This window comes from Armatimonadota bacterium (assembly GCA_017303935.1).
Taxonomy (GTDB): Bacteria; Armatimonadota; Fimbriimonadia; order Fimbriimonadales; family Fimbriimonadaceae; genus JAFLBD01.
In genome coordinates this window covers 423,041-447,511 of the sequence record JAFLBD010000001.1, presented here as the reverse complement: position 1 = coordinate 447,511, position 24,471 = coordinate 423,041, and the positions used below count along the sequence as shown (strand labels likewise).

24 protein-coding genes are annotated in these 24,471 nt (G+C 53.1%); 16 read left to right on the top strand and 8 right to left on the bottom strand.

Going from position 1 to position 24,471, the window contains the following annotated elements; all coding sequences use genetic code 11:
• Positions 1-205: 205 nt before the first annotated feature.
• Positions 206-529 carry a hypothetical protein gene (locus tag J0L72_02075; GenBank protein ID MBN8689561.1) on the top strand — a complete coding sequence of 108 codons (324 nt, stop codon included), beginning with the start codon at positions 206-208 and terminating at the stop codon, positions 527-529.
• Positions 530-560: 31 nt separating this feature from the next.
• On the opposite strand, the gene aroA is transcribed toward J0L72_02075, so the two are convergent.
• The 3 genes from aroA to J0L72_02060 form a co-directional block, all read right to left on the bottom strand.
• Complete coding sequence (gene aroA / locus J0L72_02070; GenBank protein ID MBN8689560.1) at positions 561-1,835, bottom strand: 3-phosphoshikimate 1-carboxyvinyltransferase; 1,275 nt, start codon at positions 1,833-1,835, stop codon at positions 561-563.
• Positions 1,836-1,844: 9 nt separating this feature from the next.
• Entirely contained in the window at positions 1,845-2,642 is a 798-nt protein-coding gene (locus J0L72_02065) for a prephenate dehydrogenase/arogenate dehydrogenase family protein (protein ID MBN8689559.1), read from the bottom strand.
• 290 nt (positions 2,643-2,932) lie between these two features.
• Complete coding sequence (locus J0L72_02060) at positions 2,933-3,871, bottom strand: hypothetical protein (protein MBN8689558.1); 939 nt, start codon at positions 3,869-3,871, stop codon at positions 2,933-2,935.
• Positions 3,872-3,968: 97 nt separating this feature from the next.
• Between J0L72_02060 and J0L72_02055 the strand changes: the two genes are divergently transcribed.
• Positions 3,969-4,127, top strand: a complete 159-nt coding sequence (locus J0L72_02055; GenBank protein MBN8689557.1) for a DUF1328 domain-containing protein — start codon at positions 3,969-3,971, stop codon at positions 4,125-4,127.
• Between the two features lie 6 nt (positions 4,128-4,133).
• Here the strand turns inward: J0L72_02055 and J0L72_02050 are convergent, their stop codons facing one another.
• Both J0L72_02050 and J0L72_02045 read right to left on the bottom strand, forming a co-directional pair.
• Positions 4,134-4,475, bottom strand: coding sequence for a zinc ribbon domain-containing protein (locus tag J0L72_02050; GenBank protein ID MBN8689556.1), 342 nt, complete (start codon positions 4,473-4,475; stop codon positions 4,134-4,136).
• Between the two features lie 288 nt (positions 4,476-4,763).
• Positions 4,764-5,309, bottom strand: coding sequence for a GNAT family N-acetyltransferase (locus J0L72_02045; protein MBN8689555.1), 546 nt, complete (start codon positions 5,307-5,309; stop codon positions 4,764-4,766).
• Positions 5,310-5,887: 578 nt separating this feature from the next.
• Between J0L72_02045 and J0L72_02040 the strand changes: the two genes are divergently transcribed.
• The 5 genes from J0L72_02040 to J0L72_02020 all read left to right on the top strand — a co-directional run bounded on the left by J0L72_02040 (position 5,888) and on the right by J0L72_02020 (position 10,685).
• On the top strand, positions 5,888-7,000 hold the full coding sequence (locus tag J0L72_02040; GenBank protein ID MBN8689554.1) for a hypothetical protein: 1,113 nt from the start codon (positions 5,888-5,890) through the stop codon (positions 6,998-7,000).
• Positions 6,997-7,485 carry a Rieske (2Fe-2S) protein gene (locus J0L72_02035; protein ID MBN8689553.1) on the top strand — a complete coding sequence of 163 codons (489 nt, stop codon included), beginning with the start codon at positions 6,997-6,999 and terminating at the stop codon, positions 7,483-7,485. Before J0L72_02040 ends, J0L72_02035 begins: the two co-directional genes overlap by 4 nt.
• Before the next feature lie 2 nt (positions 7,486-7,487).
• Positions 7,488-8,558, top strand: coding sequence for a cytochrome bc complex cytochrome b subunit (locus J0L72_02030; protein ID MBN8689552.1), 1,071 nt, complete (start codon positions 7,488-7,490; stop codon positions 8,556-8,558).
• Positions 8,559-8,567: 9 nt separating this feature from the next.
• A complete protein-coding gene (locus J0L72_02025; GenBank protein ID MBN8689551.1) occupies positions 8,568-9,971 on the top strand; it encodes a cytochrome ubiquinol oxidase subunit I in 1,404 nt (467 codons plus the stop codon).
• 78 nt (positions 9,972-10,049) lie between these two features.
• Positions 10,050-10,685 carry a uracil-DNA glycosylase gene (locus J0L72_02020; GenBank protein MBN8689550.1) on the top strand — a complete coding sequence of 212 codons (636 nt, stop codon included), beginning with the start codon at positions 10,050-10,052 and terminating at the stop codon, positions 10,683-10,685.
• Here the strand turns inward: J0L72_02020 and J0L72_02015 are convergent.
• Together J0L72_02015 and J0L72_02010 are read right to left on the bottom strand one after the other, a co-directional pair.
• A complete protein-coding gene (locus J0L72_02015; GenBank protein ID MBN8689549.1) occupies positions 10,618-11,844 on the bottom strand; it encodes a PDZ domain-containing protein in 1,227 nt (408 codons plus the stop codon). The two genes, J0L72_02020 and J0L72_02015, sit on opposite strands and share 68 nt — an antisense overlap.
• Before the next feature lie 125 nt (positions 11,845-11,969).
• Positions 11,970-12,707: a hypothetical protein gene (locus J0L72_02010; GenBank protein MBN8689548.1), complete on the bottom strand. Its 738-nt coding sequence runs from the start codon at positions 12,705-12,707 to the stop codon at positions 11,970-11,972.
• A 136-nt stretch (positions 12,708-12,843) separates the two neighbouring features.
• Between J0L72_02010 and J0L72_02005 the strand changes: the two genes are divergently transcribed.
• The 4 genes from J0L72_02005 to J0L72_01990 are packed head-to-tail and all read left to right on the top strand — an operon-like array spanning position 12,844 to position 17,214.
• Positions 12,844-14,085 (top strand): ABC transporter substrate-binding protein, encoded by a 1,242-nt coding sequence (locus tag J0L72_02005; GenBank protein MBN8689547.1) that lies wholly within the window; start codon positions 12,844-12,846, stop codon positions 14,083-14,085.
• A gap of 8 nt (positions 14,086-14,093) precedes the next feature.
• Positions 14,094-15,284 (top strand): branched-chain amino acid ABC transporter permease, encoded by a 1,191-nt coding sequence (locus J0L72_02000; protein ID MBN8689546.1) that lies wholly within the window; start codon positions 14,094-14,096, stop codon positions 15,282-15,284.
• The gene (locus J0L72_01995) at positions 15,281-16,432 is read left to right on the top strand and encodes a branched-chain amino acid ABC transporter permease (protein MBN8689545.1); all 1,152 of its coding nucleotides are present in this window, start codon (positions 15,281-15,283) and stop codon (positions 16,430-16,432) included. Before J0L72_02000 ends, J0L72_01995 begins: the two co-directional genes overlap by 4 nt.
• Positions 16,432-17,214, top strand: a complete 783-nt coding sequence (locus J0L72_01990) for an ABC transporter ATP-binding protein (protein MBN8689544.1) — start codon at positions 16,432-16,434, stop codon at positions 17,212-17,214. Before J0L72_01995 ends, J0L72_01990 begins: the two co-directional genes overlap by 1 nt.
• Here J0L72_01990 and J0L72_01985 read toward each other — a convergent pair.
• Complete coding sequence (locus J0L72_01985) at positions 17,211-17,780, bottom strand: hypothetical protein (protein MBN8689543.1); 570 nt, start codon at positions 17,778-17,780, stop codon at positions 17,211-17,213. The two genes, J0L72_01990 and J0L72_01985, sit on opposite strands and share 4 nt — an antisense overlap.
• 67 nt (positions 17,781-17,847) lie before the next feature.
• Between J0L72_01985 and pheS the strand changes: the two genes are divergently transcribed.
• The 5 genes from pheS to J0L72_01960 all read left to right on the top strand — a co-directional run bounded on the left by pheS (position 17,848) and on the right by J0L72_01960 (position 24,463).
• Positions 17,848-18,855, top strand: coding sequence for a phenylalanine--tRNA ligase subunit alpha (pheS, locus tag J0L72_01980; GenBank protein ID MBN8689542.1), 1,008 nt, complete (start codon positions 17,848-17,850; stop codon positions 18,853-18,855).
• 6 nt (positions 18,856-18,861) lie between these two features.
• On the top strand, positions 18,862-20,901 hold the full coding sequence (pheT, locus tag J0L72_01975; GenBank protein MBN8689541.1) for a phenylalanine--tRNA ligase subunit beta: 2,040 nt from the start codon (positions 18,862-18,864) through the stop codon (positions 20,899-20,901).
• Complete coding sequence (locus J0L72_01970; protein ID MBN8689540.1) at positions 20,898-21,191, top strand: 4a-hydroxytetrahydrobiopterin dehydratase; 294 nt, start codon at positions 20,898-20,900, stop codon at positions 21,189-21,191. The genes pheT and J0L72_01970 overlap by 4 nt, the downstream gene beginning before the upstream one ends.
• Positions 21,192-21,329: 138 nt before the next feature.
• Positions 21,330-22,868, top strand: a complete 1,539-nt coding sequence (pckA, locus tag J0L72_01965; protein MBN8689539.1) for a phosphoenolpyruvate carboxykinase (ATP) — start codon at positions 21,330-21,332, stop codon at positions 22,866-22,868.
• Between the two features lie 251 nt (positions 22,869-23,119).
• Positions 23,120-24,463: a hypothetical protein gene (locus J0L72_01960; protein ID MBN8689538.1), complete on the top strand. Its 1,344-nt coding sequence runs from the start codon at positions 23,120-23,122 to the stop codon at positions 24,461-24,463.
• Positions 24,464-24,471: the final 8 nt, after the last annotated feature.

Below are 24,471 nucleotides of genomic sequence, written 5' to 3'. Positions count from 1 at the left end.
TCAGGATTTTGCTTCGTCGGATTCTGTGAACTCAAAAAGAGTTTCCTCCCAACATGTTGCCAAAGGTTACCAACTGATGAGGCAAACAGAATGACTCATAACGATATTCGAGAAGTTGGAGCAGGTACTCACGATAGGCGAATTTGGTGCAGAGAGAAGAATTTACTGGACGATATCGCGATGAGGTCGTTAGAATGGAACTGCTGTGCGCATTGGAAAATTAAAGAATCTCACTAAGATCATCTGCGGGTTGAGTTTCGCACTGATTGCCGCTGGATGTTCGGAAGGCAGAGAGGTTCTTCTGGTTAATCGCTCCTCGAAAATAGTTTCAGTGAGTTTTGCCAACAGTCGAGCTGTTTCGCTGATGCCTGATGAGGCTCGAGTTGTGTTGATAAGCAAAGTCGATCAAACCCGAGTCGCAGTATATTCAGATTCAAAATTGTTCCGTGACGAAGTCGTGACTGAAGAGTACTTCCAAAAAAGAACCGTTGAGAAAATTGACGTTCCTGTGATTCTGCTACCAAAATGACTGCCGAATTTTAAGAAGTTTTGAGCAGGGTTCACTGCTGGAGTGAACTCATTTGCTGCATAAAATCAGGATAACTTGAACCAATCGTCTCGGCGCCAAGAATGATGGTTTCGCCCGGAGCGATCAGCCCGGCGATTGCCAATGTCATCGCCATTCGGTGATCATGGTGGGCGTGCATTGTGGCACCCACCAATGGAGTCGGCCCTTCGATTTCGAATCCTTCTGCCGTGATCTCAGCTTTGCCGCCAAGCGCGCGGATGAGTTCTACGGTGCGCTCAAGCCGGTTGCTCTCCTTGACCGTCAATTCTTCGACATCGTGGAATTTTGAAATTCCTTGGCACTGGGTCGCGAGCAGGGCGAGCACCGGAATCTCATCGATCAACCTCGGCACCAACGCCCCTTCAATCTTGAAATTCTTAAGACCGGGCTTGAAACGAATCACGATGTCAGAAACTGGTTCACCTTGTCCGTCTGTAGCGTTTTCAAGTTCGAAATCAGCACCCGCCTGTGAAAGCACGTCCAAAATTCCTGCGCGCGTAGGATTGACCCCAACTTTCAACAGAGTCAATTCGCTCCCAGGGACGATTGCTGCGGCCACCATCCAGAACGCCGCACTCGAGATATCGCTGGGAACGTCAATTTTGAATCCTGCGAATTTCGAAGGGCGGACGATTGTCGTTAACTCGGTCACTTGAATGTCCGCGCCAAATCCCGCCAGCATCCTTTCGGTGTGGTCGCGACTTTGCATCGATTCTCGGACCGAGGTCGATCCTTCGGCGGATAGCCCCGCAAGTAGTACCGCCGATTTGACTTGCGCGCTGGGAATGCTCGAAACGTAATCGATTCCGTGCAACTTTGAGCTCGAAATTTGTACTGGTGGGAACTCGCCTTGAATTGCAGCCCCCATCATTTGGAGTGGCGTGACCACCCGCTTCATCGGACGCTTGGAAAGGGATTCGTCACCGGTCAGCACGGCATTGACGCCTTTCGATGCAAGCACTCCAGACATGAGGCGGAGTGTGGTGCCCGAGTTTCCACAGTCCAATTCGCCCAGATCCAAGGGCCAATCAGTGGCAGGATTGATCCGCCAAACATCACCTTCTTGCACGGCCGTGGTGCCCAGTTTCCGGCAAATATTGAGAGTCGCAATGCAATCGTCGCCGAGCAGCGGGTTACTGATTTCGGAGGGGGAGGTCGCCAGTGAAGAAAGCAGAAACACTCGGTGGGTGATGGATTTGTCTGGCGGAACGCGCAGAGTCCCCACCAATGGCCCGCACGGACGAATTTTGATTTCCCCAACCTTCATCGCTGAAGGTTATTGTCCACTAAACCAGCGCGCCAGTGCATCTTCGTCGCCGACCTTCATCGCTTCTTCGACGGCATCGAGCCGGTTTCGCAATTCGCCCAAAGCCTTGACAACGTCATCGCGGTTGTGAAGCAGGATCTGCTTCCAAAGATCGGGATTTCCGCCTGCGACTCGGGTCAAATCTTGCCACGATCCCCCAGCAACGTATTCATGCTGAAGATCTCGCCCCAGCCCCGAAAGTAGGTTCGCCAGCATATTGGGCAAGTGGCTGAGCATCGCCACATGCTGATCATGCTCGGCGGGAGACATGCAGATCGGCTTGGCGTCAAGCGCGTACACCATCTGCTCCACCTTCTTCAGCGACTCAGAATTGGAGGACTCCGGCGTAAGAATCCAGAAAGCATCTTCAAACAAGTCGGCCCGGGCGTATTCCAGCCCATGAGAACGATGACCTGCCATCGGATGGCCTCCCACAAATTGGGTTGTGAGCGATTCTGGGAGCGAAGAGTATAGGCTTTGCTTGACGCTCGTGCAATCGGTGATGCTCGCTTCGGGCCGGGCGACAGATGCGATCTCTTGCAACCACCCAGAAACGGCGTTTGGTGGAACCGCCAGCACCCACAGATCAATCTCCGGACCTTGCTCGGCGACGTCCAACTTTTCTGAAATAAAGTCGCCGTCGAGAGCGCACTGCAGGGTTTCGGCGTCTAGGTCAAACCCAAACACAGATTCGGCAAGACCCGACTCCAGCAGGCCTTTGCCAATCGAACCACCTATAAGGCCAGTGCCGACGACTGCAACTTTCATGAAATAATTGGCGCGAAAAGACGTGCCTCGTGGCTATTTTGGCACCTTTGCCCATTGCCACATATCAGTACGTGGTTCTTCCCTAGAAAGACCACCTAAAAATGAACTTTTGTTCAGCCTCTGAAAGGATTTTCTTTAGATTCACTCATTCCTCGCAGGGACACTTGGGCTATTGCGCCTCTGAACTGGAATGATCTGAACGTGAACCCCAATGATATGATGCTCGAAACGGTGATTTCGGTTGCCGTCTTTGCCCTGCTCCGATGGGCCAAAAATCTTCGATCAGGAATTTAGGATCCCGGCGCAGCTAACACTGTCAATCCGCTAGCGACCACTTCCAGAGTTGCTTGGCGACAACGAACAAAATCCCCGTCTAGGACAAAGGTCCGCCGTCTCGGTAGCGTCACCTTTAACTTTGCGGTGTCAATGGTCCAAACTGATTCGAGCTCGGTATGTCTACCCCGAGCCATGGCCCAAAAGTACCTGAAAACATCAACTTTCTTAGAAAATCCTACAACGTAAACACTGAGTTTCCCATCGTTGATACTCGAAGTCGGCGAAGCCGCGAACAATCCCCCATGAAATTTCGTGCTGGCAGCGACAAACTGCAAGATTTTGCCATTAAAGTTGCCTTCTTCTGACTCAATTTTGATTCGAGTAGGGCGCAATGACTTGACCGCGCGGAACATCGCTGGGAAATACACAAATCGCCCAAAAGTCCTCTTTTGATCTGCGCACAAGTTCAAGGCAATTCCAGCAGTCAGCCCTTGGGTGGCGACATTCACAAACACTTCATTGCCAAAGCGGCCCACATCGATCGGCTTTCGCACTGCCTGCGTCAAAAGGAAATCGACGACCGTGGTCGGATTTGCGGGTATGCCCAGTTCGTTCCCCAGCGCATTTCCGGTGCCAAGCGGAAGGATTCCAAGCACGATCTCCTTCCCGACGATCTGCTTGGCCGCTTGGCGGACGGTTCCGTCACCACCTCCGATCCAGATTTCTGTCCGTCCCGACTGAATTTCTCGTGCTAAGGCGGCCTGGAAGTGTGAAGCAGACTTGGGACGAAGCACTTGGATGCCATGGGCAGCAGCGCTAGAAGTGACAATCTTCGCCCAGCTCGCCCCTCGGCGGGACTTGCTGTTGATCAGGATGATCGGATTGCGCTCTGCGTCAGACAAAATCAGATTCCAATAGCCAAAGTTGTACTTGGCGTTCGCCAGCTTCTCCAATGAGAATATCCGCGTTGATCGCCATGGTTCGCTCCAAAGGTCCTGCTCCCAACACGCTTCTCAGAATCTTGACGTCAGAGTAAGAACAGGAGGTCGTATGTTACATTACGCATTAGTTTTTCTCGTCGTCGCTATCGTCGCTGGAATTCTTGGCTTTGGTGCCATCAGCGGATTGGCAGCCACGATCGCGAAGGTCTGTTTCTTCGTGTTCTTGATCATGGCCATTGTGTCATTCCTCAAGAAGTCCACAAAGTAGCGCGGACTATTCGTCGAGAACGATTTTGCGAACGGGTGGAGCCGATTCTGCCTCAACTGCGGCGATGTCTTCAGGCGAGCCGACAATGGCATCCACCCCTTCGCCAGCAACCTTTTCCCAGACTCCCTTGCCCGACTTCTTGTAACTCGTCATCCCTTTTGTTGCGGCGTGGTCGTGACCGTGAAACTTCGCGACTTTGATCTGAGCCTTGCTGACAACCCTGCGGCAGTCCATCCCACAGGTCGGGCATACAGATAGGGCCTCATCGTTGGGAGATTGCAGCACTTCGAATCTCCCATTACAGATCAGGCAGTCCCAATCCACGGGTTCATATTCATAAATCGGCATGGGTCTTTTAGATTGGACGCAAACTGGAACAGAACAATTCCACCCCTATTCGCAGTCATATTTGCGGAAGTGAACGCAAAACTAGTACTTTTTGGGTTAACAGGACGAGCGGTTCTTCCAATAACAATATAGCGCCTGTCCGTCCAGGGGAGTCATCCCAGCGGACAGAAAAGCAAAAGCAGTTTTGTCGGTTAGACGCCAATGCGTGCTCGTCCTGAGAAACCAAGGGCGATCACTTGTCGAACCTGTACAGAAAGAAGGGCGGAGCATCATTGCTCCGTTTTTTCTTTATGGGCGGCGAATAAAGTCGTTCCGCTCCAGCATCAAAAGGTGCTCGCCCACGTACTTTCCATTTTTCCAGAACCGGTTCGGGATGTATCCATACTCCTTAAACCCGAGTGCCTCGGACATCCGCTTGGACCGCTCGTTTCCTTCTAGATAAGCCGTCATCAGGAGTCGAAGCCCAAGCACGTCGAAAGCGTATTCGGTCCGAGTATAGGCGGCATCGCTTCCGAATCCTCTCCCCCACAATTCAGGAACTCCGATGAAAGAACCGGAAGTCGCCGTTCCATTCAACAGGTCGATGTGGTGCAGGCCCGAATTGCCGATGTGCGTATGCGAATCCAGGGTCTCGATCGCAAAAATGACCGAATCCTTTGATCGGCTCATGGACTCGAACCAGTCTTCTTCCTGAATCCGTGTGATCGGATAGCTCCCCGCCAAAAGATATTGGGTGACCTCAGGATCGTTCAGCCACTTCAAGCAGTTTTCAAAGTGCTTCGTCTTGTCCAGCGGGACGAGCCTCACCTTTTTGCCTTCGTATCCAAATGCCATGCAGAATTGTAGCCGATTCACCAAACTCAGGTTCCAATTCGTCAACTTTCAATTTTTCCTAACAATTCCAAAATGTGCAAAATTATGATTTAGATCACCTTTAAGCAGGAATCGAATTACATCACTTGGTACCCTATATTGTAGATGCGCAGGATATCCACATCAAGTTCGCTTGGTAAGGTGCTTCGCTTTGTCCGCAAAGCGTTGGCTGGGGTAGTGCGCACTGCTCGCCAATTTCGAATTTCCGACCGTGCATTGCATCCGCACTTCTTTGCACCGCTCGGCGTGAAATTCCAAACTCTCGCCAGGCGCATTGTCCTTCCTCAAGTTCGCATTTTGAACTTAAAGGGTGCAAAGGTCCGCGAAGGAATCACCAAATTCATCCGACGCGTGGTGGCGAGGATTCCTTCTGATCCTGACGGCAGTTCGGCGATTGTTAGCTCTCTAACAATCTTAACATTTTTATATCGATTCAAAAAGCGCAATTCTAGACATTTTTGTCAGAATTGCGCTTTTTGTTTTTGCAGTTCTGAAGGTGAATTCCTTCCACGACAATTACTACTAGGGGATATATTTTGATGTCTTTACCAAAACTAGACCCGATCCCGATTCCAGCACCCATCTGGCTCATGAAGTTCTTGAGTTACGTGACGCTGGCGCTGCACTTTGCAGCTGTGATGATCCTGGTCGGAAGTCTAATCTTAGTGATTTGGCATAACGTCAACGGACGTTCAAAGAAAGATGCCGATCGAATCAACGCTGCCAACGTGCTGGCGCGACGATTGCCAACGATCATGACCTGGGTCATCAACCTAGGCGTCCCACCACTGCTGTTCGCTCAAGTCCTATATGGCCGGGCGATCTACTCAAGTTCAGTTCTGATTGGGGTGATGTGGCTTTCGGTCATTTTCCAAGTGATCCTGTGCTACGGCATGTTGTACAAGACCCAAGGTTGGCTCGAGCAAAACAAAGCCGCATGGATTCCAGCCTCGATCGCATTGCTGCTCACATTGGGCATCGGCCAAGTCTATGCAATGAACATGACTCTGATGCTTCGCCCAGAAGTTTGGCAAGAAATGTACGCCAAGAGCCCGATGGGTCTCCAGGGTTACAAAGGCGATCCGACTACGACTCCAAGATGGCTGTTCGTGATGTCGGGAGGATTGGTCTTCGGCGGAATCTGGGCACTCACCCACTCCAACATGGCTCACCTCACTGATGCAGTCAAGAGGATTCTTGCCAAGAGCGGTGGAATGATGGCCGGACTCGGCGTCGTCCTCCAACTCGTTTGTGCCTTCATGGTCTACAGCGCACAACCCGAAGTCGTGAAGTCCGGTATGGCCGGCAACTTGTTCTACACGATCGGCGGCGGGCTGACGGTCGTCGGAATCTTGGGCGGCGGACTGCTCGCATTGATGCAGGGTTTGAAAGGCAAGGCATCTTTCTGGGGTTCAGTCCTAGCGGCGTTGCTTGTGTTCCTTGGAAACGCTGGCGCCGTGATCTACCGCGATGGAATTCGTGATGTCACTCTGGCGCCCAAGGGGCTGAATGTTTGGGAACGCACCGAGGCCAGCAACTGGACCGTAATCGGGGCCTTTCTACTTCTATTCGTAATCATGCTGTTCGTGATCTTCTGGCTATTGAAGGTGATGAAGAGCGCAGACGCACCACAGGAACAGGTGGCACTATGAACGAGAATCCAACTGTAAATGAACTCGGCCAAGATGACGCCGATGATGCTGTATCTCGGCGCGGATTTGTCAAGGTTGCCTTGGCAGGCGTCGGACTAGCCTACGCGGCGGCGATCGGGTACCCGGTGTACCGATATCTCAATTCGCCGGTTGAATCTGCACTCGTGATGGCCGCAGTCAAGGAAGTCAATCTTCCAGATGCACAAAAGCTACCCAAGGGGTCCGTCCTGGTGTTCAAGTTTGGCGTTCGCCCAGCACTTTTGATCCACCACGACGACGATACATGGGTGGCAATGGATGCCGTGTGCACCCACATGGGCTGTACTGTGGCGTTCCACAAAGACCAAAACCGAATCGTTTGTGCCTGTCATGGCGGCGTCTATGACGCCAAAACAGGCGAGAACATCAGCGGTCCTCCTCCCAAGCCATTGACGCTCTATAGAGTCGTAATGGGCGAGGAAAGCGTGACGGTGACGAGGGCATAACCATGGCAAAAATCTCACAATTCATGGTGGATCGATTGGGCCTTGCAGACTCAATCAGCTACCTGTCCAAAAAATCTGTTCCGGTCCACAGTCGTACCGGCTGGTACTACTGGGGCGGCATCTCGCTACTGGCATTCATCGTGCAGGTTTTCACCGGCATCTTGCTCATGGTGTATTACCGACCCGGGCCAGAAGCGTATGAATCCGTTCGACAAATCACCTACCAGATGCACTTTGGATGGCTGATTCGCTCGGCACACAACTGGTCGGCTTCGATCTTCCTGTTGTCGGTGTTCATCCACATGTTCACCGTGTTTTTCATGAAGGCATACCGCGCACCTCGCGAAATCGGGTGGTGGTCCGGCATCTTGCTGCTCATGTTTGGGCTGCTATTCGGATTCAGTGGCTACCTGCTGCCGATGGACGAACTCTCGTTCTTTGCAACTAAGGTCGGCCTTGAAATTCCGAATTCAGTGCCAGGTATCGGCCCCATCATCGCGAACATTTTGCGTGGCGGCCTCGAAGTCAACGAGTTCACCATTCAACGTTTCTTTGCGATGCACACGGTGATCTTGCCTCTCCTTTTCCTGCCGCTGTTAGCTGTGCACCTTTGGTTAGTTCAAAAGCACGGTAACGCCTTGCCAGAATCTGAAGAAGCCAAGCCAGAAACGGAACGCAAGACGATTCCTTTCTTCCCTAACTTCTTCGCCCAAGACATGGCGATGTGGCTCATCACGCTCAACGTGATCGCGGTATTCGCCGCCATGTTCCCGGTTCAACTCGGCCAGCCGGCTGACGCGCTCAAACCAGCTCCAGAAGGCATCCACCCCGAGTGGTACTTCATGAGCCAGTTCCAGACGCTCAAGTTTATGGGCCGAATCTTCCCCGGCTATGCCGGTGAGGCACTTGGAATGACCATCTTCACGCTCGGACTCGTGCTCTGGATTCTCATCCCGTTGTACGACGTGAAATCGAAAGGTGGAAAGCGTGGCCGCAATGCAACGTACTTTGGAATCTTCGCCCTAGGCATCTTGCTCGTCACGACGCTCTGGGGCTACTGGGGAGTGAAATAAGGAGGATCTATGAACTATCCAGTCTGGGAAATCCCTGTAATCGGCGGAGCCTGGGTGATTGGCGCGATGTCAATCTTCCACGTGCTAATCGCCTGGTTCGCGGTTGGCGGCGGGCTCTATCTGCCGCTAGCCGAAGCAAAACTCTATAAGGAAGGCAAGGAAGAATGGTTGCCAGTGCTCAAACAGCACAGCCGATTCTTCCTGTACATCACCAGTGTGTTCGGCGCAACAACAGGCGTCGGCATCTGGTTCACCATCGGGCTCGTACATCCGGAAGCCACATCGACCCTCATCCACAACTTCGTTTTTGGGTGGGCCATTGAGTGGGTTTTCTTCGTGATCGAGCTGGCATCAGCAGCCGTTTACTATCTGACTTGGGGCAGGATCTCGCGAGAACTGCACCTCAAAGTCGGCTATCTTTACGCGCTGTCTTCATTCCTGACCTTGGTGATTATCAACGGCATCTTGTCGTTCATGCTCACACCAGGCAACGCCTGGCTTTCGGTCGCAGGCACTGGTCGAGAATCCTTCATGTTCTGGATGGCATTCTTCAACCCAACCTACTTCCCATCGTTGGTGATGCGAATGTTGGCCTGCGCTTCTTTGGCAGGCATTTACGCGCTGATCACTTATTCGCGCGCTAATGCTGAAGCCATGTTGCGCACCAAGTCCGAAATGGTGAAGTGGAGCGCTCAATGGCTCATCCCGATGTTTGTTGGAATGCCAATCGTGCTCGTTTGGTTCCTCTCGCAGGTTCCGGTCGAAAACCGTGGTCTGCTTGAGCTCGGAATGACAACTATCGGCTCCGGCGCATTCACGCAAGTGACTCGCATCGCGATGTTGACGGTGCTCACAACCTTCACGATTGCCGGCGTCGTTTACTTCTTTGCCTACAAGGCACCGAAGGATATGAACTACGGCCACGCGATCGGCGTGCTCTTCCTAGCGGCAATCGCAACAGCGTCCACCGAGTACGCCCGGGAAACGCTAAGAAGGCCATGGGTTATCGGTAGCCACATGTATTCGAATGGAATTCGTCAAAGTGAAGTTTCGAAATTCAATGCCGAAGGTTATCTGACTCAATCCACCTGGAAGCCAATGGCCGAAACCGATGAAATGATCGGCGAGGCAATGTTCCGCGGTCAATGCATGAGCTGCCACACCACAAACGGCTATCGTTCGATGGAACGGCTCCTGCAGGGGCGTGATGAAAAGAACATTGCGAAGTTGCTTGACATGCTTCATAACCCGAAGCCAGATTCTCCTTATGTCAAGTACATGCCGCCACTGGTCGGCACCCCCGAAGAGGTGAGGGCGCTTGCAGCGTATCTCGCCATTCTCAGCGCTCAGCCACAAGCTAAAAATGTGGTTGAAGAGCCGGCAGCGGAAACGAAAAAAGTCGCCGCCAGATGAGTTGACGTAAAGACATTCAATTTCCCCCTCCACAGCACGCAAGCGGAGGGGGAATTTTTTGTTGGTATCTTCTGCCGTATGCCAGACGATGTGACCCAATGCGAGAAATGCCCACGGCTACGACAGTGGTGCCAACACATCGGGCAAGTCAAGCGGGCTCAGTTCATTGATCAGGATTACTGGACCAAGCCGGTCCCGGATTTCGGCGTCGAAGCTCCTCGCGGGCTCATTGTCGGGCTCGCCCCAGCCGCACATGGCGCAAATCGAACGGGCCGGATGTTTACGGGAGATCGGAGCGGAGAATGGCTCTACCGCGCTCTCCATGAAGCAGGACTAGCCTCCCAGCCGACCTACCAATCGCGTGATGACGGCATGGTGCTTCACGGAATTCGGATCACGGCGGTCTGCCATTGTGCTCCACCGGACAACAAGCCGACCAAAGAAGAGATCGCCAACTGCAGGCCATATCTGGAATCCGCTTTGGCAACGGGATCGTTGCGAGCTGTACTTTGTCTCGGTGGAATGGCGTTCGCCGAGACACAGAGAATTCTAGGAATTCGTCCACTCCAAAAGTTTGCGCACGGCGCCGAAATCATCGGTGCCGTGCGCATTTTGGCGAGTTACCACCCTAGTCAGCAGAATACGTTTACTGGCCGGCTGACCCAGCAGATGCTGCAGCAGGTTGTGAACCAGTTTGCTGAATCTTGCCGTTGAACAGATATTCGCGAGTGATCTCAAAGTTGTTGAGCACGCCGCCTCGCGACAGAGACAGCTTGACCTTGGAACCCTGAGGCCCTTCCATCAGCCGCATGAACGCGCGCGGTCCGATGTTGAGCGCTTCTTCATCATTGACGCCCAAGATCATGTCACCACGACGAATTCCCGCCTTGGCAGCTGGCCCGCCTGGAGTGACGTTTGTCACGACAAACCGGTCGTATTCGTCATAGAACCAAGCTGAGAGTCCCGCACTTGCCATTGGAGGATCGGCAACCTGACCCGAGAAGTTATCGAGCCAAACACGGCGTCGCTTCTGGTCGATGATGATGTTGAAGTTCTTGAGGAAACCGAATCCGACCGTGCCATCGTGCGACACCGAGCTACTTGGCAAATCGATGATGGACCAAATGCTGTTCGGGACGGGCACACCAAAAATCTTGAGGTCGTTCATCGCCATGTACCAGCTGTCGACCGCGCCGGAAGCCACAAAGGCAGTGGACATAAAGTTCGGCTTTTGACCTTGTGGCCAGATACCTAGCCGCTCCAAGACGTCCTTGTGCGTGGTGCCATAAAAGGCGTTGCCGGTGTCCAGCGCTAGGTTCATTTTCTTGCCGTTGCTGGTCTCGACCTGGAGCTCGATCGAGTTCATTCCCTTGGCGGCCATCTTCGCCATGAAAGTCTTCTTGTTATCTGGCTTCCATTGAGTGAAGTCAAACGTTTGTGGATGGAGGATGAACTTCTTCTTTTCGAAGTTGATTTCAAGCACGAAATCCTGCATCACTTCCAATCCCATGATGCCAACCGTGTGGGTGTTATAGCTCAGCGTGTAACTATTGCCTGGCTGTTGAACCGCGGCCATGTCTTCGCAATTGATCTTCTGGCTGCCTAGTGCCAATGTCTTGATCGGCGTGGTTTGCGCTTGGAATTCGCCCACGAAGTCGCGCAGAGTCATTGAACCGCTTGGCTTGCCGATGTTGATTTGGTCCGTGAGCACGAACGAGCCAGAGAACCCAGTGTCGAACATGCAGCTGACTTCTCTGCCATTGACGACAGCCTTTGCGATGATCGCGTCATCGCCAAGGATAAATGGAACCTCAACCGCTTTATCCGCTGATCCCAGAACGGCGGCCGATGCTAAAAGTGCGTTGACAATCATGATGGTAGTGCGAGTTTACAGTAGTTCAGACAGGTTTGCACCGAATTCCGTTACCACTTTGTGGCAGGAACCGAATTTGAAAACCAAAAAACAAGTTATTGGCTCTGAATTGGTTTGCTTGCGCTCTATTTTGCGCCGTGACCAAGGGGCGACTTCTTTCTGCCAACCGCCATGTAGATTGGGATTAGGAACCACCCCGGCCCCATGTACGGCCCGACGAGGCAAACAAACCCAAAAATGGTCAAAGGGACAAACCAGCCATAAGGTCCACCGCGATCGATGATGTCAAACAACAGCCAAAACCCGGTTGCAAACAAGACCACCATACTCAAATAGAAGAGCGAAACGAATTGAGGTCCCAGGAGTTGCATCATCGCCTCGGGGTCACCTTGCAACTTCGCCTGCTTCGCCGTGATTTCCGGCGCAACCTGAATAATCCGACCAATCGCGATCAACATCGTGACAAAGCTGATGATCGAAATTCCGATTCCAAGCCCAAAAAAACCTGAACCAAGTCGAAAACCGGTTACCGGAACTGGCTGTGCTTGGACTTCTGGCGTCGCAAAGTTCTGGACGGGCTGCTCTATTGGAGGAGGAACGATTTCCTCTCCTAGAATTGAGTTCATATTTTCAAGCCCAGTTACAGCCGAGGCATGTCCGGGAGACTTGGCAAGAATTCGGCGATAATCGGCCCGGGCAAGCTCAAAATTCTCCATGAGAACGTGTGCCTCGGCGCGAAGTTCCAGAGCTTCGATATTGGCGGGTTGCTGAACCAAAATCGCGCTACAAATCTCAACGGCGGACTGCAAATGGCCCCCCATCAACTCGGCTTTGGCGGCATTTAGATCACTTGGAATTGGCATCAGGCGAAACTCTGTTCCATTATCCCTCACGCCCCTAGCAAATTAAAGGTTATAATCGGCGCATCTGGGTTGCATCAATCGTCCTTGTGGAACGCGCGGTGAAATCCGGCATGAATTCAATTTAAGGCAGATCGTTATGATGAATAAACGAAATCTATTTTTTGCTTTGACCTTGGCAGCGGGCACGTTGATTGGCTGCAACAGTGGAACTCCAACTGAAACAAAGCCAACAGAAGGCGGCACAAAGCCAGCTGAAACCAGCAGCAGCAGTCGCCCTGCCCCGACCGCTTCCGGCAACAAGGCCGATGGATCCACCATCAAAATCGGTATCGTGGCGAGCCTCAACGGCGAGCTCAAGCCTTGGGGTGACGACAGCCTTGGCGGCGCAAAGCTCGCGGTTGACGAAGCCAACAAAGCAGGCGGAATCAACGGAAAGAACATCGAATTGCTCGTCGAAGACAGCGCTAGCAAGCCAGAGCAAGGCAAAACTGGTACAGACCGATTGATTGGTAAGGGCGTGCTCGGTGTGCTCGGCGAAGTGGCGAGCGGTATCACCGCACAGATGGCCGACTCTGCATTTGCAGCTGGCGTACCTGTTGTCGCTATCGGTGCCACAAAGACGACCCTGACCGATAAAGGCAGCAACATTTTCCGCGTTTGCTACACCGATGACTTCCAAGGCCCGGTGATGGCTCGATTTGCTTTTGAAGAGCTGCGACTTCGTAATATCGCGATCCTCACAGACCAAAAGCAGCCGTACTCGACCGGACTCAGCGATTCGTTCCGCAAGAAGTACATCGAACTCGGTGGAAAGATCATCGACGAGCAGTTCTATAACTCCGGTGACCAACAATTCACCGCGCAGCTGACCAACATCAAGGGCAAGAATCCTGACGGATTGTTCCTCAGCGGCTACTTCACCGAAGTCGGCCGAATTGCCCGAACAGTGAAGGAAGTCGGCATGAATGTGAAGCTGCTTGGTGGCGACGGATGGGACAGCCTCGACCTTCTGAGTGGCGGTGGCGAAGGCATCATCGGTGGCTATTTCTGCAACCACTACAACGATCGCGAAAGCCGACCAGAAGTGAAGTCGTTCCTCGATAAATGGAAGGCCGCAAACGGTGGCAAGCTCCCCGGCACTACCATGGGCGCACTCGGCTACGACGCCGCAGCGCTCATGATCGATGCATTGAAGCGAAGCAAGGAAATGAACTCGGTCAGTTTGATCGACGCACTTGCGAACACTGAAAACTTCCCTGGCGTCTCCGGTGCAATCACTCTGAAGGGCCAGAATGGCAATCCGCCAAAGCGCGCTCTCGTCGTCGAAGTCACCGCTAAGGGGCAAGAGTTCCGGAAGGCATACGACTTCTTCAAGTAAGACATAGAATGCCGTTCGAACCTTCGATCTTGATGGCAGGGCTGGATTGGCCAGCCCTGCCGCAACAGCTCATCAATGGTCTCATGTTTGGGGCCATTTATGCGCTGATTGCACTCGGTTACACCATGGTATATGGTGTGTTGCGTCTGATTAACTTCGCCCACGGTGAAGTCTTCATGATCGGCGCATACGTTGCGCTTTTCCTTAGCTGGCAGATGGGGTTCTACCAGTCGCCGGGAGGCGCCGCTCCGGCATATGCCACCTCTGCATTGCCGATCATCCTGATGCTCGTCCTCTCGATGGTCGTTTGCGCAGGCATCGGAATTGCGATCGAACGGTTCGCTTATCGCCCCATGCGGAATCAACCGCGCATCGCATCGCTCATTACCGCGATCGGTGTTTCGCTGCTCCTCCAATACGGCGGGGCGTTGGTTCTCCCAGTTTCTCCTCCACGCTCCATCCGCGAAGAAGTGAATCCGTACGTCGGTCAAGCTTCAGTGGACTTGATCAAACCCTCCGCGCAGCAGTTATCTGCTCTTGATTCGGCGACCAAGCTGGACAAGGAAATGGCGACAAAGCTTGCGGATCAAGTCAAGCGCGAGGGAGTTTCAAGCGAATTTGACCTCTCTGCAGAGGGCCAGAAAGTGCGCAACGCACGATTTGACGCTGCCGACGCCTTGCGAAAAGCACAGGAAGATGCTGCGAAATCTCGATACACTCTCGCGGTTCCGAAGGGCCAGTTGATCATGTTCATCACCACCGTCGTGCTGATGATGATCTTGCGGCACCTCGTCCTTTTCACTCCAGTCGGAAGGCAAATGCGAGCCGTGGCTCACGACTTTGATTCGGCCGCATTGATGGGGATCAACGTCGACAAAATTATTACCATCACATTCGTCATTGGCTCTGCCTTGGCTGGTGCTGGCGGCATGATGTGCGCCACGTTCCTCGGAACCTCGATCACCACGTTCCTCGGGGTCGAGTGGGGCATCAAGGCTTTCGTCGCCGCGGTTCTCGGAGGAATTGGCAACATTCCCGGCGCAGTGCTTGGCGGGCTCCTCATCGGCTTGGCGGAAAATATCACTGTCTGGGCCGGATTCAGCCAGTATCAACGCGCTATCGCTTTCGTTGTTTTGATCGCTGTGCTGTTGTTTAAGCCAGGCGGAATTCTCGGTTCGGCCAAGGTGGAAAAGGTATGAACTTCTGGGGCATCCGATTGGGCTCCATTGGCGTCGCAGTCGCTGGCGCAATTCTGGTCGGTTTGATCGGCCACGCGATGGGCACGACTGCAGAACGATTGATCGGTCTCGCGGGACTTTACATCACGCTCGCGGTATCACTCAATTTGATCAATGGCATCACAGGCCAGTTTTCGATCGGGCATGCCGCGTTCTACCAAGTCGGCGCGTACAGTGCGGGCGCATTTGCGATGTATGTCGCCAAGACCCAAACATACAGCATTCCGCTCCTTCTCGGATCGATCGTCGTCGGTGGAATCGCAGCAGCGATTGCGGGCTTTGTAATCGGCCTTCCTTCCCTTCGGTTGAGAGGCGACTACCTTGCTGTGGTGACCCTTGGTTTTGGCGAAATTTTGCGGATTATCATTCAGAACACACCAGAACTCGGCAAAAGCTATGGCATGAGCGCACCTGCCCTCAGGTCGTTGCCACTGATCTGGTTGCTCGCATTCCTTTGCATTGCTGTCTGCCGAAACTTGCTCAAGACAACACACGGCCTGACCTTCCTCAGTGTGCGTGAAGACGAAGTCGCAGCTAGCGCGATGGGTGTGAACGTCACCAAGGTCAAAGTCGCGGCATTCGTGATCGGATCGGCGTTTGCTGGCATGGCTGGCGCACTTTTGATGCACCTTGAAGGCTTCGTGACTCCAACCTCTTTCAGCATGGACCTGTCGTTCATCGTGCTGACGATGGTGGTACTCGGCGGCACTGGTTCCATCACCGGATCGGTTTTGGCTGCCATCACGCTCTTCTTACTCCCAGAGCTCTTGCGCGATGGCCCTACGGTCCCGCTGGTCGCCGTGATTGCTGTGCTTGTGTTCCTTGGGATCATCGTCGGCATGATCAAAAAGCTGATCGACGATCATAAGTTCAGCTACGCCGCGCTCGCTCCTAAAGCAGGGATCGCGCTGGTAGCTGCAGTAGTTCTCGGGTTCGGGTCAAGCTTGCTACCGGCACTGAATGGTGTTCAGGTGCCCAGCGCGAATCTTCGAATGGTGATTTTCCCGGTTGTTCTCATTGTCATGATGCTCCTTAGGCCCCAAGGGATTTTTGGCCACAGGGAAATCGGTCTCGCAACATTTTTACGAAAGCGGGAGGTTAGCGCGTAATGGATTCTTCGTCGAACAACGTATTACTGGAGCTCAAAGATGCGACCATCCGATTTGGCGGTTTGGTCGCCGTCAACAGCGTCAACTTCCATATCAACAAAGGTGACCTCTTTGGGTTGATCGGCCCCAATGGAGCAGGCAAAACCACGTGCTTCAACATGGTCACTGGAGTCTATAAGCCGACTTCTGGCCAGATCAACTTTGGCGGCAAGTCGATCGCCGGATTGCCGCCACATATCATTGCCAAGAGAGGCATCGCCCGAACTTTTCAGAACATTCGGCTTTTCAGCGCACTAAGCGTGTTGGAGAACGTGATGATCGGTGGATTTTTGCGCAACAAAACCACCCTCGGTTCATCGCTCGCCTACCTACCGGGCGCGATCCATGACACCGAGCGAATCCGACTTCGAGCGATGGAACTGCTCGAGGTCATGGACCTCGCTGACTTTGCAAAAGTGCGGTCTTGCGATCTGCCCTACGGCAAGCAGCGAAGGCTCGAAATCGCCCGCGCAATGGCAACAGACCCAGAACTCTTGCTGCTGGACGAACCCGCCGCCGGAATGAACCCGCAAGAATCCGAAGACCTGCTGATGGCTGTTCGCCGGATTCGGGACGAATTCAATAAGACCGTGCTTCTGATTGAACACGATATGAAGTTCGTGATGAATCTTTGCGAGCGAATCTTTGTGCTTGACCACGGCGAGGAAATCGCGCAAGGCGGGCCTGCCGATATCCGCAACAATCCGAAAGTGATCGAAGCGTATCTCGGCGAAGCCGTTTAGAGCACGCGCCGGTACAGCCGCAAGTTGGTATTGACTCGGATCGGAATCGCCTTCTCGGCGGCTTCTCCGTCGCGCCAAAACGCCACACTGTCAAGGCGCTCGACCGCGACCATACTTCGGCCAACAAATGCGCCCAAGAATCCTTCGATCTGGAAGAGTGATTCGAGCACATACCGCGCTTCGACAAGCTCCTCTTGTGCGTGTCCAGGTTCTGGGACTAAGCTGTTTACGCTGCAGTAGCCGTTGATCGGGACATCTTCAGGAGCGATGCCTTTGGTTAGCAATACTTCAAATTCGTCAAAGTCAGGCACCTCCGCCAAACCCTGAACCATTTGCTCGAATCCCGGTGAGCATGTCAACGTGGTCTGGAATTGTTGAGCCGCCTCGACGCTGTCGAACAAGGTCATCGTCAGGTAGCCAGCTCCGGTGACGCGCTTCCAAACGGTGGGGCGATGCGATCCTTCTACTGATTTGGACAAGCGTTCCAATTCCTGAAATCCACCGCTGGATTCCAATTCGACATCATCCTTAAATTGCGTTCGTAGAAGCGTAATAACTGCTGGCACGCTCTCATTGTATCCTGGTATGCACCCGCTTGAAATTTTGGCCTCCTAAGCGTCAACCTAAGGGGAGATGTCAACGAGTTTGGACACCATTGCCGCCATCGAGGCTGAAGCCCTGCAATCTATTGGAAGTTGCGCGACGACCGCCGCTCTCAAAGAGGCAGAATCCGCATTTCTTGGGAAAAAAGGTTCGCTTTCAGGATTGATGCAGAAGCTGGGTCAAATTGATCTAGCCGAACGACCGTCTTTTGGCAAGGCGGTCAATGAAGCGAAGGCAAGAGTGGAAACTGAACTTGCAGCGCGAGAAAAGCACCTGCGTGCTCAGGAACGTGCCGTTCAGTTCGAAGCCGAACGGATCGACATCACGATGCCCGGACGTACCGCAACGGCTGGTCGCGAGCACATCCTTCAGCTCACGACAAACAAGATCAAAGAAGTATTCATCGGGCTTGGTTTCGAGTACATGGAATCTCCAGAACTCGAACACTTCGATTACAACTTTTCCGCGTTGAACTATCCGCCGGACCACCCGGCTATGGACGAGCAAGACACATTCTATGTGACCGACGACTTGCTACTGCGGACCCAGTGCACGTCTCTCCAGGGCCACGTGTTCGAAACGACTCAGCCTCCCTTGCGCAAATTCACCGTGGGACGAACTTTCCGAAATGAAGCTGTCGACCGGACTCATGGACACACTTTCCATCAGGTGGATGCGTTCATGGTGGATGAAGGGGTCTCGATGGCGCACCTCAAAGGAACGCTCCGCGCGTTCGCATCAGCGATGTTCGGTGATGATGTCAAGGTTCGATTCCGACCCGACTTCTTCCCATTTGTTGAACCAGGCGTAGACTATGCGATCTCAACTAAGAAGCTCTTCAACGGTCGATGGGTCGAATTGGGTGGAGCGGGATTGATTCACCCCAACATCCTGAGACGATATGGCATCGATACCGAGAAGTACTCTGGTTGGGCGTTTGGGCTCGGCGTGGAGCGAATTCCAATGATGGCCTACGGCGTGGATGACCTCCGCCACTTCCTCGAAAACGACCTTCGGTTCTTGAATCAGTTTGCCTAATTTCTAATGAAACTCCCACTCTCACTACTGCGTGAATATGTCACGACTCCCTTGAATGCGCAGGAAATCGGCGATCTGCTGACGATGGCCGGGTTTGAGCTCGAAGACCTGACCGGAGAGGACGAATCCGCGGTCCTCGATGTCAAAGTCATGGCGAATCGGGGCGACGGACTAAGCGCATTTGGACTCGCGAGAGAAATCCTCGCCAAAGATCCGGGTGCCAAGCCTACCGATCTCTACACCAAAGTCTCGGGCCGCTTCGAGAATGCGACTGCAGGCACTTCAGATCGGGTTACTATCGAGACTGAAACGTGTTCTCGCTATGCGTGTCTGGTCTATGAATCGGTGGTTCAACAAGCCTCACCGAAATGGCTTGAAGAGCGACTGACCCAGGCAGGACAAAGATCGATTAGCTTGGTCGTCGACCTTACGAACTACGTCATGCTTGAGTTGGGACAGCCTCTTCATGCATTCGATTTGGATCAACTTTCTGGGCAAAAGATCGTTGTTCGCCAAGCCAAATCTGGTGAAAAGCTCACCACGCTGAATGGCGTTGAGCACGAGCTCAAAGCGCACCATATGATGATTTGTGATTCCGACAAGCCAGTGGCGGCGGCCGGAGTCATGGGCGGCGTCGAAACTGAGTTCAGCGATTCGACCAAGCGGATGCTGATCGAAAGCGCACACTTTAATAATTCGAGCGTGCGCAAAACTCGAAAGGAACTCGGCTTGAATACCGAAGCAAGCTACCGATTTGAGCGAAGCGTCGACCCTGAAGGAGTCCTCGCTGCGCTTTACCGATTTGCCGAATTGTATTCTCAGATTTCCGGGGCACCTGCACCAAATGAAATCATCGATCTGTATCCGACCAAGCCGAAGCAGGTAACGATCGCCCTTCGTCCGGCACGGGCTAGAAAGCTCTGGGGGATGGAGATTTCAGACAACGAAATGCTCACCATTCTGCAGAAGTTGGGCTTCGGCGTCACTCCAAATTCCGATACATTCGAAGTTATCGTTCCGACCTGGCGTCCCGATGTCACTCTTGAGGAGGACGTCATCGAAGAGATTGGTCGGGTTTATGGCTACGAGCACATTCCAGAGCTATTGCCACAAGGCACGACCCCTCGGGGCGGCGTTTTTGGCGTGACCTCGATCATCGACACCGCCAAAAAGACGATGCTTCGGTGCGGCCTAGATCAAGTGATCTCACACACGATGCGCGATGCTCATCGGCTTGATTTCAATCCAGATCGACGGGTGTTGGTTCGCAACCCACATTCACCCGAACTTCAGTATCTCCGGAGTTCATTGCTGCCTTCCCTCGCCGACGCCGCGCTGAGGAATGGAGGCAAGAACGTCAGGCTGTTTGAGATCGGCAAGGTCTTCGTCCAAGGCGAGTACGTGATCGATGAGAGCCCAGAGCTTTCGATCTTGGTGACGGGCGACATGCAAGATCAGCACTTTGCCCAAAAGTCCAGCCCACAGGCTGATTTTTGGACAGTGAAGGGCATCATCGAAGAGCTTGGCAAACTGGTCGGCGACGACGTCCAATTTGCTCTCCCGCGGCTTCCAGACCACCGCTTCCACCCGACTCGCCAAGCCGGAATCATGGTCGATTCTGGACGGCTGTGGGTCGGAACGGTGGGGAAGATCGATCCTGACTACGCCATCGAAATCGGACTCCCAACAGAGACATATATGGCCGAGATGGATCTTCTGGTGTTCTTCCAAAACCCGAACACCGAGGTCAAGTTACGGCAGATTAGCCGAAATCCAGCCGTGCGCCGGGATATCGCCTTTGTGATTCCGACGCAGGTCCCGTATAGCGAAGTTGAATCCACAATTCGCATTGCTGCTGGCCCCGTTTTGGAAACGGTCAATCTGTTTGACGTGTATAGCGGCAAAGGGATCGAAGAAGGATTCCATTCGCTGGCGATCTCGATGCAGTTCCGAAAAATGGGCGAGAACTACACAGATGCCGAAGCCAATGAACTTCGCGACAAGATTGTCGCGGCGATTCAAGAGATTGGCGGAGTGCTTCGATGAACCTCTCGTACGACGCTTTAAGTCAAGACGAGATCGTAGCTCAGCAAGCCACAGTGCCGGACTGGAACGTCGCGAGCGGAGTGCTCTCGCGGGAATTTGAAACAGGCAGCTATCTTAGCAATCTTCAGCTCACGAATCTAATTGCTGATTTGGCTGAGAAGTTGAATCATCACCCGGATATCCTTCTCTCGTACAGCAAAGTCACCGTGACCCTAACCACTCACGATGCATCCAACAAGCTCACTTCATACGATTTTGAGCTTGCAAGGCAGATCAACGCTGCGATTTAGAACTCCAGTGAAATTGCTGGGGTGTTCCTAGAATTGTAGGAATCTATCTTGGGGCCGTCGAAAGGTATCCTATAGTGAATCCGTGACAACTTGGGATCACGTTGCGAGGGTGCAACTCCCAAAGGAACTATCAAAACCATGGCAGCGACGACGTCTAACGAAACGGGCTTCAATGTGGAAGCCGCCAAGAACATTTTCCGTAATCTCACCACTCCTGAGCTGATCGAGCATGCTATCAAGCACGGCGAAGGAATTCTGTCAGCTGATGGCGCACTTGTTGCCTACACGGGCAAGTACACCGGTCGAACTCCGAAGGATAAGCGAACTGTTCGCGATCCTAGCAGTGAAGGCAATATCTGGTGGGACAACAACACCGGAATGGAGCCAGAAGAATTCAATGCTCTCCGCGCGAAGGCTAATCAAGCACTCGCCACAAAGGAGCGAATCTATGTGGTTGATGCCTACGGTGGAGCCGACCCAGCACATCGAATTAACGTCCGGGTGATCACAGAAAACGCCTACCACGCGCAGTTTATCAAGACTTTGTTGATCCGGCCGACCGCCAGCGAACTGTCGAACTTCTCGCCAGAATGGACTATCATCAATCTCTGCCGAGAGACCTACGATCGCGAAGTGTCTGGTGAATCCCGCGACGCTGTCATCGCGCTCAACTTCGCCACCAAAGAGGTGATTATCATGGGCACGATGTACGCCGGCGAAATGAAGAAGTCGGTCTTTACGATCCTGAATTACCTGTTGCCACTCAAGGGCGTGATGAGCATGCACTGCTCGTCCAACATCGGAAAATCGGGAGATGTCGCGCTGTTCTTTGGCCTCAGCGGAACGGGCAAGACCACTCTCTCTGCTGATCCAGAGCGCAGTTTGATCGGTGACGACGAGCACGGCTGGACCGACACCGGTGTATTCAACTTTGAAGGGGGCTGCTACGCGAAGTGCATCCGCTTGAGCAAAGAGGGAGAACCCGAAATTTGGAACGCCATCAAGTACGGATCAGTCCTCGAAAACGTCGTCATGGACGACAAGCGAGTGCCAAACTACGACGACGGTTCGTTGACCGAGAACACTCGGTGCGCGTACCCGATCGATTTTATCGATGGCGCAGCGATTCCGAGCGTCGGCGGTCACCCGCAAAACATCTTCTTCTTGACTTGCGACGCCTTTGGCGTTTTGCCTCCTATCAGCCGGCTCACACCAGAGCAGGCGATGTTCCACTTCCTTAACGGCTACACCGCGAAGGTTGCTGGCACAGAAGCAGGCGTCACTGAACCTCAAACAACCTTCAGCACTTGCTTTGGCGCGCCGTTTTTGCCGCTGCACCCAAGCAAGTACGCTACGCTACTCGCCGAGAAAATGCAGAAGCATGGCGCAATGGTCTGGCTCGTGAACACCGGCTGGACTGGCGGTGGCCCTGGCGTCGGTTCGCGAATGAGCCTCAAACACACTCGTGCACTGCTCTCAGCGGCTCTGAACGGTAGCTTGAACAATGCAACCTTCACAGTTGACCCAGTGTTTGGACTTGAAGTCCCGCAGTCTTGCGGAGATGTGCCGACATCGATTCTCAACCCACGAGAAGCTTGGGCGGATAAGGCTGCGTACGACGAAAAGGCCAATCACCTCAAGGGCCTATTTGAGACCAACTACGCGAAGTTCAAGTAATCCAACTTTGGACAGATAGGAATGGAGGCGGGATTTTCCGCCTCCATTCTCTTTTTTGAGCCCAGCACAATTGCCAGACTTTTCCCGCGTGGCACGAAATTTGAAGCTGAGTCCATTTACCTAGAAAAGATTTTCTGATTATTTTCTCAAAAATCCATACATTTTTGAAGAACTCGGATTATTCTATAGGGAGCCGGTGTAGGATCAACCTACTCCGGGAGATCTCTTTCTCTAATTTTGGAGTGTACACAATGAAACGAGCTTTACTCTTAGCAACTTTGGTCGGCGCAAATGCCATCGCATTCGCCGAAGATGTCGTTTGGGACAATGGTGTCAACTGGACAGTTTCCTTTGACGCTGACGGGACAGGTGCAGGCGCTGCTGCAAACACCAACCTCGGTCTCACTTCTGGAAACTTGACTTCAGCGGGTATTCCACTGCGACAGTACGTCCAACCATTCTCGATCGGTGCCGGTGGCGCAACCATCAGCAAGATCACTTTTGACGCGTTCACTCCTGCAGCTGCTGGTATCAACACTGCATGGGATCAAATTTCGGTACGAGTCTGGACTCGAACTGCATTTGGCGCACCGGTAGTGGCAAACGAAGTTACTTTGGATGCGGACGCAACTCCGAACATCCTCGAAGTCAGCTGCTTGTCCAACAGCAACGTTGACGATCCACGACGATCGTTCTATGGTGGCGAAGATGCCTACCTTTACACGTTGAACGGATTTACTCCTTTCACTCTGCCTGCAGGCGACTACTGGATTTCGATCTGGCCAAGCCGAAGCATCGATGACGGCGACTCCTTGACCTTGGAACAAGCCCGAATTGCATGGTTCTGCGGTGCAGTTGGCGAAACGTATGCGAACAGCATGCCAAACTTGGTTCGAAACACCAACTACCCAACTGCAGCTTGGACCACAACGACCTTGCCTGGTCAGTTGCTCAGCTGGAGCTTTGCAAACAGCGCGAACCAACGGTTCAACCTGGCTTACACCCTCTATGGAACTTCTGCTCTTCCTGCACGAAAGGTGACCTTCACCCTCAACTGGGAAGATGTCGTTGGTCAAGGTGGCGCGCCATACAGCGAAACCAACTACAACATCTTGGATAACTACTACCGAATGGGCTGGTTCGCACCTGGATACACCCCAACCAATCCGCTCGGAGTGCCAATCACGGATGCACTTGCTGGTCGATACTTCGGTACGATGTTGCAAGACTACGATGCCAATCCAAATACCTACCAAACGTCATTCAGCGAAACCATTACCATGCCGTTCACGACGGGTAACGCTAGCTTGAAGACGGTATTTGCACCTGCGGCTCCGTTCCTTCAGACAGTTGCAGAGGTCTCGACGACTGGCGGCGACACGACAGTTGTCTATAACTTGGTTAACGGCGACGTAGATGGCGACGATGAAGTCGGTTCGACTGACTTCGACACAGTGGTTGCTAACTTTGGCAACAGCTACCTGTTCGATGTCGATCCAATCGATCCAGCTGACGTTGACTTCGACCTCGAAGTTGGTTCTTCCGACTTTGACATCGTGGTTGCTAACTTCGGCGAAACATCGGCTACCTGGTAATCTAGGCA

Coding starts and splice junctions, on each gene's coding strand:
- J0L72_02025 (MBN8689551.1), top strand. CDS start 8,568: ATGAACTATCCAGTCTGGGAAATCCCTGTAATCGGCGGAGCCTGGGTG.
- J0L72_02055 (MBN8689557.1), top strand. CDS start 3,969: ATGTTACATTACGCATTAGTTTTTCTCGTCGTCGCTATCGTCGCTGGA.
- pheS (MBN8689542.1), top strand. CDS start 17,848: ATGTCAACGAGTTTGGACACCATTGCCGCCATCGAGGCTGAAGCCCTG.
- pheT (MBN8689541.1), top strand. CDS start 18,862: ATGAAACTCCCACTCTCACTACTGCGTGAATATGTCACGACTCCCTTG.
- aroA (MBN8689560.1), bottom strand. CDS start 1,835: ATGAAGGTTGGGGAAATCAAAATTCGTCCGTGCGGGCCATTGGTGGGG.
- J0L72_02000 (MBN8689546.1), top strand. CDS start 14,094: ATGCCGTTCGAACCTTCGATCTTGATGGCAGGGCTGGATTGGCCAGCC.
- J0L72_02020 (MBN8689550.1), top strand. CDS start 10,050: ATGCCAGACGATGTGACCCAATGCGAGAAATGCCCACGGCTACGACAG.
- J0L72_02065 (MBN8689559.1), bottom strand. CDS start 2,642: ATGAAAGTTGCAGTCGTCGGCACTGGCCTTATAGGTGGTTCGATTGGC.
- J0L72_02010 (MBN8689548.1), bottom strand. CDS start 12,707: ATGCCAATTCCAAGTGATCTAAATGCCGCCAAAGCCGAGTTGATGGGG.
- J0L72_01960 (MBN8689538.1), top strand. CDS start 23,120: ATGAAACGAGCTTTACTCTTAGCAACTTTGGTCGGCGCAAATGCCATC.
- J0L72_02015 (MBN8689549.1), bottom strand. CDS start 11,844: ATGATTGTCAACGCACTTTTAGCATCGGCCGCCGTTCTGGGATCAGCG.
- J0L72_01995 (MBN8689545.1), top strand. CDS start 15,281: ATGAACTTCTGGGGCATCCGATTGGGCTCCATTGGCGTCGCAGTCGCT.
- J0L72_02035 (MBN8689553.1), top strand. CDS start 6,997: ATGAACGAGAATCCAACTGTAAATGAACTCGGCCAAGATGACGCCGAT.
- J0L72_02050 (MBN8689556.1), bottom strand. CDS start 4,475: ATGCCGATTTATGAATATGAACCCGTGGATTGGGACTGCCTGATCTGT.
- J0L72_01990 (MBN8689544.1), top strand. CDS start 16,432: ATGGATTCTTCGTCGAACAACGTATTACTGGAGCTCAAAGATGCGACC.
- pckA (MBN8689539.1), top strand. CDS start 21,330: ATGGCAGCGACGACGTCTAACGAAACGGGCTTCAATGTGGAAGCCGCC.
- J0L72_02045 (MBN8689555.1), bottom strand. CDS start 5,309: ATGGCATTTGGATACGAAGGCAAAAAGGTGAGGCTCGTCCCGCTGGAC.
- J0L72_02040 (MBN8689554.1), top strand. CDS start 5,888: ATGTCTTTACCAAAACTAGACCCGATCCCGATTCCAGCACCCATCTGG.
- J0L72_01970 (MBN8689540.1), top strand. CDS start 20,898: ATGAACCTCTCGTACGACGCTTTAAGTCAAGACGAGATCGTAGCTCAG.
- J0L72_02005 (MBN8689547.1), top strand. CDS start 12,844: ATGATGAATAAACGAAATCTATTTTTTGCTTTGACCTTGGCAGCGGGC.
- J0L72_02030 (MBN8689552.1), top strand. CDS start 7,488: ATGGCAAAAATCTCACAATTCATGGTGGATCGATTGGGCCTTGCAGAC.